11 protein-coding genes are annotated in these 8,324 nt (G+C 68.6%); 9 read left to right on the top strand and 2 right to left on the bottom strand.

The features are described from left to right. A partial coding sequence (locus AC1D15_RS11235) for a DEAD/DEAH box helicase (protein ID WP_477826030.1) occupies positions 1-1,255 on the top strand: 1,255 nt, incomplete at its 5' end. A gap of 26 nt (positions 1,256-1,281) precedes the next feature. On the opposite strand, the gene AC1D15_RS11240 is transcribed toward AC1D15_RS11235, so the two are convergent. Both AC1D15_RS11240 and AC1D15_RS11245 read right to left on the bottom strand, forming a co-directional pair. Further along, positions 1,282-2,043, bottom strand: coding sequence for an SAM-dependent methyltransferase (locus tag AC1D15_RS11240; protein WP_477826031.1), 762 nt, complete (start codon positions 2,041-2,043; stop codon positions 1,282-1,284). A gap of 3 nt (positions 2,044-2,046) precedes the next feature. Beyond that, positions 2,047-2,640, bottom strand: coding sequence for a Maf family nucleotide pyrophosphatase (locus tag AC1D15_RS11245; protein WP_477826032.1), 594 nt, complete (start codon positions 2,638-2,640; stop codon positions 2,047-2,049). Between the two features lie 43 nt (positions 2,641-2,683). Here AC1D15_RS11245 and AC1D15_RS11250 point away from each other — a divergent pair, with 43 nt between their 5' ends. The 8 genes from AC1D15_RS11250 to AC1D15_RS11285 all read left to right on the top strand — a co-directional run. After that, a complete protein-coding gene (locus AC1D15_RS11250; RefSeq protein ID WP_477826033.1) occupies positions 2,684-3,229 on the top strand; it encodes a YceD family protein in 546 nt (181 codons plus the stop codon). Positions 3,230-3,361: 132 nt separating this feature from the next. Then, a complete protein-coding gene (gene rpmF, locus AC1D15_RS11255; RefSeq protein WP_047499872.1) occupies positions 3,362-3,544 on the top strand; it encodes a 50S ribosomal protein L32 in 183 nt (60 codons plus the stop codon). Positions 3,545-3,734: 190 nt separating this feature from the next. Further along, positions 3,735-4,838, top strand: coding sequence for a phosphate acyltransferase PlsX (plsX, locus tag AC1D15_RS11260; RefSeq protein ID WP_465114170.1), 1,104 nt, complete (start codon positions 3,735-3,737; stop codon positions 4,836-4,838). Continuing rightward, positions 4,835-5,827: a beta-ketoacyl-ACP synthase III gene (locus AC1D15_RS11265; RefSeq protein WP_047499876.1), complete on the top strand. Its 993-nt coding sequence runs from the start codon at positions 4,835-4,837 to the stop codon at positions 5,825-5,827. Before plsX ends, AC1D15_RS11265 begins: the two co-directional genes overlap by 4 nt. A 68-nt stretch (positions 5,828-5,895) precedes the next feature. After that, the gene (fabD, locus tag AC1D15_RS11270) at positions 5,896-6,834 is read left to right on the top strand and encodes an ACP S-malonyltransferase (RefSeq protein ID WP_465114066.1); all 939 of its coding nucleotides are present in this window, start codon (positions 5,896-5,898) and stop codon (positions 6,832-6,834) included. Further along, a complete protein-coding gene (fabG, locus tag AC1D15_RS11275) occupies positions 6,831-7,592 on the top strand; it encodes a 3-oxoacyl-ACP reductase FabG (RefSeq protein WP_477826034.1) in 762 nt (253 codons plus the stop codon). Before fabD ends, fabG begins: the two co-directional genes overlap by 4 nt. Positions 7,593-7,745: 153 nt before the next feature. Further along, positions 7,746-7,985, top strand: a complete 240-nt coding sequence (acpP, locus tag AC1D15_RS11280) for an acyl carrier protein (RefSeq protein WP_009552529.1) — start codon at positions 7,746-7,748, stop codon at positions 7,983-7,985. A gap of 28 nt (positions 7,986-8,013) precedes the next feature. Further along, positions 8,014-8,324, top strand: a 311-nt coding sequence (locus AC1D15_RS11285) for a beta-ketoacyl synthase N-terminal-like domain-containing protein (RefSeq protein WP_477826035.1), incomplete at its 3' end; no start/stop codon positions are given.

Genomic DNA, 8,324 nt, shown 5'->3' on the forward strand with positions numbered 1-8,324 from the left:
GAACGCCAGCATGTCGCCGGCTCGCCACCCGGTGCGGGCACTCGTGCTGGCCCCCACGCGCGAACTGGCCGACCAGGTCGCGAAGAACATCAAGACCTATTCCAAGCACACCAAGCTGCGCGCGGCCGTCGTCTTCGGCGGCATCGACATGAAGCCGCAGACGCTCGAGCTGAAGGCCGGGGTCGAGGTGCTGATCGCCACCCCGGGCCGCCTGCTCGACCACATCGAGGCGAAGAACGCGGTGCTGAACCAGGTCGAGTACGTCGTGCTCGACGAGGCCGATCGCATGCTGGACATCGGCTTCCTGCCCGACCTGCAGCGCATCCTGAGCTACCTGCCGAAGCAGCGCCAGACGCTGCTGTTCTCGGCCACCTTCTCGACCGAGATCAAGAAGCTGGCCGAAAGCTACCTGCAGGATCCGATCCTTGTCGAAGTGGCGCGGCCGAACGCGACGGCGACGAACGTGGAGCAGCGCTTCTACAGCGTGTCGTCAGACGACAAGCGCGCCGCCATCCGCAAGATCCTGATCGAGCGCGCGCTGAAGCAGGCCATCGTGTTCGTCAACTCCAAGCTCGGCTGTGCCCGCCTCGCTCGCTCGCTCGAGCGCGAAGGCCTCAAGACCAACGCGTTGCATGGCGACAAGTCGCAGGACGAGCGCCTGAAGGCCCTCGAAGCGTTCAAGCGCGGCGAGGTCGACGTGCTGGTCTGCACCGACGTGGCCGCGCGCGGCCTGGACATCGCCGACCTGCCGGCGGTCTTCAATTTCGACGTGCCGTTCAATGCCGAGGACTATGTCCACCGCATCGGCCGCACCGGGCGCGCTGGGGCCTCGGGCCTGGCGGTCACGCTGGTCACCCGCGACGATGCCCGGCTGGTGTCCGACATCGAGAAGCTGATCAAGAAGAAGATCGAGCTCGAGCCGCTCGAACTGGACGAGGCGCGACCGCGCATGTCGGACCGCACCGAGCGGCCGCGCCGCAGCTGGGACGATGCGCCGGCGGAATCCCGCGAGGCACGCGAACCCCGCGAGCCACGCGAACCCGGCGAGTCCCGCCCGCAACGCAGCTACGCCCCGCCGCGGCCGCCGGCCGATCCGTTCTTCGACAAGCCCTACGAGCCGAGCGCCACCACCGAGGCGGCCTGGGAAAGCAAGGCCGCAGCCGCTCCGTCGACGAGCCGCCTGTCGCCCAACATCAAGCCGAAGAAGAAGATCGCGGCGCTGTTCGGCGCCAAGGTCACGCCGCCGCAGGCCTGACAGCTCGGCAGGCCTGACGGGGCCGCTCAGCCCGCCAGCAGCGAGAACACGGCCGGCACGTCGTTCGGCAGCTCGGCCGGCTGGCTGCGCCAGCGGGCCACCGTGTCGCAGCGGGTCCAGGCGCCTGCGAGCGTCAGCCCGCAGCTCACCGACAAGCGGGTGTCCGGGTTCAGCGTGGCGAGCAGCGCCGCCAGCAGCGATGCGTTCCGATACGGCGTCTCGATCATCAGCTGGGTCTGCCGGAACTTGCGCGACAGCGATTCCAGCTCACGCAGGCGGCCTGCACGCTGCGCTGCATCGACCGGCACGTAACCGACGAACGCGAAGCTTTGCCCGTTCAGGCCGCTGGCGCCCAGCGCCATCAGCAGCGAGCTGGGGCCGGACAGCGGCACGACCCGGATCGACATCGCATGCGCGGCGCGCACCAGGTCCGAGCCCGGATCCGCAATCGCCGGCAAACCGGCCTCGGAGATCAGCCCGATGTCGTGCCCGGCCGATACCGGCGCCAGCAGGGGCTTGAGGTCGGGCGGCGCGCCGGCCTCGCGGCCCTTCGGCGGCCGGGGCAGCTCGACGATCGAGATCTCCTGCAGCGGCCGCGCAAGCGGCTGGACGGCGTCGACCCGCTTCAGGAATGCGCGCGTCGTCTTCGCGTTCTCGGCGACCCAGTGGCCCAGGCCCGCGGCGGTGCGCAAGACGCCGGCGGGCAGCACCTCGCGCAGGTCGCTGTCGGTCGAGACGCCGAAATCCAGCGTGTTCGGCACCAGGAAGAGCTGGCCGGAGGTCGTCATCGATCAGGGGGCGAGCGGGTCGATGCCGGCCTGCCGCAGCAGTTCGGCGGTGCGGATCAGCGGCAGGCCGATCAGCGCGGTCGGGTCATCGGATTCGATTGCGGTCAACAGAATGATGCCCAGGCCTTCCGATTTGGCGCTGCCGGCGCAGTCGTAAGGCTGCTCGGCGCGCAGGTAGCGTTCGATCTCGTTGTCGGACAGGTCCCGAAAGCGCACCCGCACCGGCACCAGCACCGAGGCTTCGAAGCCGGCCTGCCGGTGCACGACGGCGACGGCGGTCTGGAACACGACGGCCTTGCCGCGCATCGAGCGCAGCTGCGCGACGGCGCGCGCGTGGTCTCCGGGCTTGCCGACCGGCGTGCCTTCCAGGTCGGCCACCTGGTCGGAGCCGATCACCACCGCGTCCGGTGCGTGGGCTGCGACGGCGCGGGCCTTGGCCAGGGCCAGCCGCAGGGCCAGTGCGGCGGGTGTTTCGCCCGCCAGCGGCGTTTCATCGACCTCGGGCGAGCGAACCTCGAACGGCAGGCGCAGGCGCTCAAGGAGCTCTCGCCGGTAGCGCGAGGTCGAGCCGAGGATCAGCGGGGGGCGTGGGGTCATGCCGCGGATTCTCCCATCGCGCGCGCGCCCGTACACTGGAAGGATGAAGTCCCGAGTCACTGATCCCCGCCACCTGGATGCCGATGCGTTCGCCCAGGAATCCGTCCGGCTCGAAGGCCGCTGGTCGCAGGACGACCTGCTGCGCCTGAAGCAAAGCACCCTGCCTGAAAGTGGTGCCGAAATCGCCTGGACAGCCGAGGGCGAGCGCCGCGAAGGGCGCGCCGGCAGCGCCGAGACCTGGCTGCATCTGACAGCCGAGACCAGCGTGACCCTGCAATGCCAGCGCTGCCTGTCGCCGATGGCCGTGCCGTTGTCGATCGACAGTTCGATCCAGTTCGTGGCCGGTGAAGATGCAGCCGCGGCGCTGGACGCCGACAGCGAACACGACGTGCTGGCGTTGAGCCGCGACCTGGACCTGCTGACGCTCGTCGAGGATGAATTGCTGCTGGCGCTGCCCATCGTGCCGCGCCACGAGCAGTGCCCGCAGCCGCTGGCCGTGCCGGTCTCGCCGGAAGAGGAGGAGGCCGGGAAGGAGGCTCACCCGTTCGCGGCCCTGGCCGCCCTGAAGCGCGGCCACCTCCCCAATTGATCCGGGGCTGGGAGGCCATGCTAGAATCGCAGGCTTTTTCGTCAAAGCGTTGATTGCGTCCCCGGAGCCCTGGGGATTTCAGCGCACCCCGCCTGGCTCCTGCGAGTGTCAGGAGGCTCAAGGAGAATTTTCATGGCCGTTCAGCAAAACAAGAAGTCGCCTTCCAAGCGCGGCATGCACCGTTCGCACAATGCCCTGGTCACCCCGGGCACCGCGATCGAGCCGACCACGGGCGAATCGCACCTGCGTCACCACATCAGCCCCAACGGTTTCTACCGTGGGCGCAAGGTCCTGAAGACCAAGGCTGACGCCTGAGTCGGTTGTCGCGCACTTTCGCCGGACCCGCGCATTGCCGCGGCCAAGGCATGATGCGTGAACCCTGCGAGACCTTGCATCGACCCGGCCTGCGGACCGTCGCAGTGCCGGGTGTTTGTCTTTTGGGTGGCGATCGCTCCGGCGTTCGTTGCCTGAGTTCGCTGCTTCTGCTGCTGCACCCATGAACCCGATGTCGCCGCCCGCCGCGACCGATGTCATTCGCCTGTCCGTCGACTGCATGGGCGGCGATCACGGTCCCTCCGTCACGCTGCCGGCCTGCCGTGCCTTCCTGGCCGCCCACCCGCTGGCCGAGGTCGTGCTCGTCGGCCGCGCCGAGGCGCTTGCGCCGGCCACCGGCTGGGATCGCTGCCACGTGGTCGCGGCCACCGAGGTCGTCGAGATGGACGACGCGGTCGAGGTGGCGCTGCGCCGCAAGAAGGACTCTTCGCTGCGCGTGGCGTTGATGCAGCTGAAGTCCGGCGCCGACGGCCAGCCGCCGCGTGCACACGCCTGCGTGTCCGCCGGCAACACCGGCGCGTTGATGGCCGTCGCGCGCTACCTGCTGAAGACGCTCGAGGGCATCGATCGCCCGGCCATCGCCGCGGTGATGCCCAACCAGAAGGATGGCTACACGACCGTGCTCGATCTCGGCGCGAACGTGGACTGCAGCGCCGAGCACCTGCTGCAGTTCGCCGTGATGGGCAGCGCGCTGGTCGCGGCGGTCGACGGCAAGGAGAACCCGAGCGTCGGCCTGCTGAACATCGGCGAGGAAGTCATCAAGGGCAACGAGACGATCAAGCGCGCCGGCGAGCTGCTGCGCGCCGCGGCCGAAGGCGGCCACGTCAACTTCCACGGCAACGTCGAAGGCAACGACATCTTCAAGGGCACGACCGACATCGTCGTCTGCGACGGCTTCGTCGGCAACGTCGCGCTGAAGACCGCCGAAGGCCTCGCGTCGATGCTGTCGAGCTTCATCAAGCAGGAATTCACCCGCAACATCTTCACGAAGATGGCCGCGCTGGTGGCGCTGCCGGTGCTGAACCACTTCAAGCACCGTGTCGACCACCGCCGCTACAGCGGCGGCGCGCTGCTCGGCCTGCGTGGCCTGGTGTTCAAGGCGCACGGCTCGTCCGATGCCTATGCGTTCGAGCAGGCCTTGAATCGGGCTTATGATGCGGCCCGCAATCACTTGCTGGATCGGGTGCACGACCGGATTCGCGATTCGCTGCATGCCTTGCCCACCCCTGCAAGTGCAAGCGGTGCGTCGTCCGACGGTGCCGCCCTCGCTGCATGACCCAACCCTCTGCGACCCGCTATTCGCGCATCACCGGCACCGGCAGCTACCTGCCGCCGAAGCGCCTGACCAACGAAGCCCTGGCCGCCGAACTGGCTGCCAAGGGTGTCGAGACCTCCGATGAGTGGATCGTCGCGCGCACCGGCATCCGTGCCCGCCATTTCGCCGAAGCCGACGTGCCGTGCAGCGACCTGGCCCTGCCGGCCGCGCAGCGTGCGCTCGAGGCGGCCGGCGTCGCCGCATCGCAGATCGACCTGATCATCGTCGCGACCTCGACGCCCGACATGGTCTTCCCATCGACCGCCACCATCCTGCAGCGCAAGCTCGGCATTGCCGGCTGTCCCGCCTTCGACGTGCAGGCGGTGTGCTCCGGCTTCGTCTATGCGCTGACGGTGGCCGATTCGATGATTCGCACCGGCGCGGCCAGCAAAGCGCTGGTGGTCGGTGCCGAGATCTTCTCGCGCCTGCTCGACTTCAACGACCGCACCACCTGCGTGCTGTTCGGCGACGGCGCCGGCGCCGTGGTGCTGGAGGCGAGCGACACGCCCGGCATCCTCGCGAGCGAACTGCATGCGGATGGCCGCCATGTCGACATCCTCTGCACGCCCGGCTCGGTGTCTGGCGGCAAGATCACCGGCGACCCGCTGCTGAAGATGGACGGACCGGCGGTCTTCAAGCTCGCCGTCGGCGTGCTCGAGGACGTCGCGCGCTCGGTGCTCGCGAAGGCCGGTCGCACCGATGCCGACATCGACTGGCTGATCCCGCACCAGGCCAACATCCGCATCATGCAGGGCACGGCCAGGAAGCTGAAGCTGCCGCTGGACAAGCTGATCGCGACGGTGGACGAACACGGCAACACGTCCGCCGCCTCGATCCCGCTGGCACTCGATGTCGCGGTGCGCGCCGGCACGGTGAAGCGCGGCGACACCGTGATGCTCGAGGGCGTCGGTGGCGGGTTCACCTGGGGCGCGGTGCTGTTCGACTACTGAGCACACGCTCGGCAGCCCGTCCGCGATCTCTCTCTTCATCTGCGTTGCCGCGACTACAAGGCGCTGACATGACTCCGTTCGCATTCGTCTTTCCTGGCCAGGGCTCGCAAGCCGTCGGCATGCTGGACGCCTGGGGCGGCCACGCGGCCGTGCGTGACACGCTGGCCGAAGCCTCGGCCGCGCTCGGCGTTGACGTGGGTCAGCTGATCCATGCCGGCCCGAAGGAAGCGCTCGACCTGACCGAGAACACCCAGCCGGTGATGCTGACCGCCGGCGTCGCCTGCCTGCGTGCGTGGCTCGCCGAAACCGGGCTGCAGCCCGCGGCCGTGGCCGGCCACTCGCTCGGCGAGTACGCCGCGCTGGTGGCGGCCGGCGTCATCAGCCTGTCCGATGCGTTGCCGCTGGTGCGCTTCCGGGCGCAGGCCATGCAGCAGGCGGTGCCGGTCGGTGCGGGCGGCATGGCTGCCATCCTCGGGCTCGATGCCGATGTCGTGCGCGCCGGTTGCGCCGAGGCTGCGGCGGCGTCCGGCGAGGTCGTCGAAGCGGCCAACTTCAACGACCCGAAGCAGACCGTGATCGCCGGCACCAAGGCCGGCGTCGAATTCGCGTGCAGCCTGCTGAAGGACAAGGGCGCCAAGCGCGCGTTGCAGCTGTCGGTGTCGGCGCCTTTCCATTCGAGCCTGATGCGCCCGGCCGCCGAGCAATTGAAGGCGAAGCTGGCCGGCGTCACGCTGAACGCGCCGCGCATCCCGCTCGTCAACAACATCGATGTCGCGGTGCAGGACGATCCGGCCGCCATCCGCGATGCGCTGGTGCGCCAGGCCTTCGGGCCGGTGCGCTGGGTCGAGGTGGTGCAGGCGATCCGCGCGCGCGGCATCCGCCACATCTTCGAGTGCGGGCCCGGCAAGGTGCTGGCCAGCACGATCCGCCGCATCGATGCCGATGCGGTCACGGCCGCGATCCATGATCCGGCCACGCTGCTGGAAGCGAAAGGTCTGTTGGCATGAGTGATCCAAAGAACGAGTCCTCGCTGGCAGGCCAGGTGGCGCTGGTGACCGGCGCCTCGCGCGGCATCGGCCGCGCCATCGCGCTGGCGCTGGCGGCGCAGGGCGCCAAGGTGATCGGCACCGCGACGACGCCGGCCGGTGCCGACGCGATCGGCGAGGCCCTGTCGGCCTTCGCCGGCAGCCGCGGCCTGTGCCTGAACGTCAACGACGGCCCCGGCGTCGAGGCGGCGGTCGATGCCATCGTCAAGGAGCACGGCGGCCTGCAGGTCCTCGTCAACAACGCCGGCATCACGCGCGACACCTTGTCGATGCGCATGAAGGACGACGACTGGGATGCGGTGATCGACACCAACCTGAAGGCGGTGTTCCGCATCAGCCGCGCCGTCATCCGCCCGATGATGAAGCAGCGTTTCGGCCGCATCATCAACATCACGTCGGTCGTCGGCTCGAGCGGCAACGCCGGCCAGGCCAACTACGCGGCATCGAAGGCCGGCGTCGCCGGCATGACGCGCGCGCTGGCACGCGAGCTCGGCAGCCGCGGCATCACCGTCAACTGCGTCGCGCCGGGCTTCATCCAGACCGACATGACGAGCGAGCTCTCCGAGCAGCAGACCGCCGGGCTGTTGGCACAGATCCCGCTGGGCCGGCTCGGCCAGGCCAGCGACATCGCGCATGCGGTGGCCTTCCTGGCGTCGGCCCAGGCCGGCTACATCACCGGCACGGAGTTGCATGTCAATGGCGGCATGTTCATGAATTGACGCCAACGACGCCGAACTGCGTCGAACGTGTCACCCCACAGACCGGAAGGCCCCGACCGGAACCTGGTTTGCAGCGTGTAGACCTGACTTAGAGTCGACACCCTGCAAGCCTTAGAATCTCGGGCTGTTTCAGCAAACCCTCCTGGAGGAGTCATGAGCGATATCGAAGCACGTGTGAAGAAAATCATCGCGGAACAACTGGGCGTTCCGGAAGCCGATGTGTCCAACGAGAAGGCTTTCGTGGCAGACCTGGGCGCTGATTCGCTCGACACCGTRGAACTGGTGATGGCCCTCGAAGACGAGTTCGGCATCGAGATCCCCGACGAGGAAGCCGAGAAGATCACCACCGTGCAGCTGGCGATCGACTACGCCGTCAAGCACCAGAAGGCCTGAGCCTTCGTTCCCAACTGAGCAGCATCGCATGAGCCGTCGCCGCGTCGTCATCACCGGGCTCGGCCTCATCAGTCCCGTGGGCAACACGGTGGCCGAGGGGTGGGCCAACATCGTGGCCGGGCGTTCCGGCATCGCGACCATCACCAAGTTCGATGCGTCGCCCTTTGCCTGTCATTTCGCAGGCGAGGTGAAGGGCTTCAAGGTGGAGGAGTACTTCCCCGCCAAGGAAGCCCGGCACATGGACACCTTCATCCACTACGGCCTAGCCGCGTCGATGCAGGCGGTGCGAGACGCCGGCCTGCCCACCGGCGACGCGCTGAGCGAGGAAGAGGCCGAGCG

The organism is Rhizobacter sp. P2_H2, from assembly GCF_056403375.1.

Coding starts and splice junctions, on each gene's coding strand:
- AC1D15_RS11245 (WP_477826032.1), bottom strand. CDS start 2,640: ATGACCCCACGCCCCCCGCTGATCCTCGGCTCGACCTCGCGCTACCGG.
- AC1D15_RS11250 (WP_477826033.1), top strand. CDS start 2,684: ATGAAGTCCCGAGTCACTGATCCCCGCCACCTGGATGCCGATGCGTTC.
- rpmF (WP_047499872.1), top strand. CDS start 3,362: ATGGCCGTTCAGCAAAACAAGAAGTCGCCTTCCAAGCGCGGCATGCAC.
- AC1D15_RS11240 (WP_477826031.1), bottom strand. CDS start 2,043: ATGACGACCTCCGGCCAGCTCTTCCTGGTGCCGAACACGCTGGATTTC.
- fabD (WP_465114066.1), top strand. CDS start 5,896: ATGACTCCGTTCGCATTCGTCTTTCCTGGCCAGGGCTCGCAAGCCGTC.
- fabG (WP_477826034.1), top strand. CDS start 6,831: ATGAGTGATCCAAAGAACGAGTCCTCGCTGGCAGGCCAGGTGGCGCTG.
- plsX (WP_465114170.1), top strand. CDS start 3,735: ATGTCGCCGCCCGCCGCGACCGATGTCATTCGCCTGTCCGTCGACTGC.
- AC1D15_RS11265 (WP_047499876.1), top strand. CDS start 4,835: ATGACCCAACCCTCTGCGACCCGCTATTCGCGCATCACCGGCACCGGC.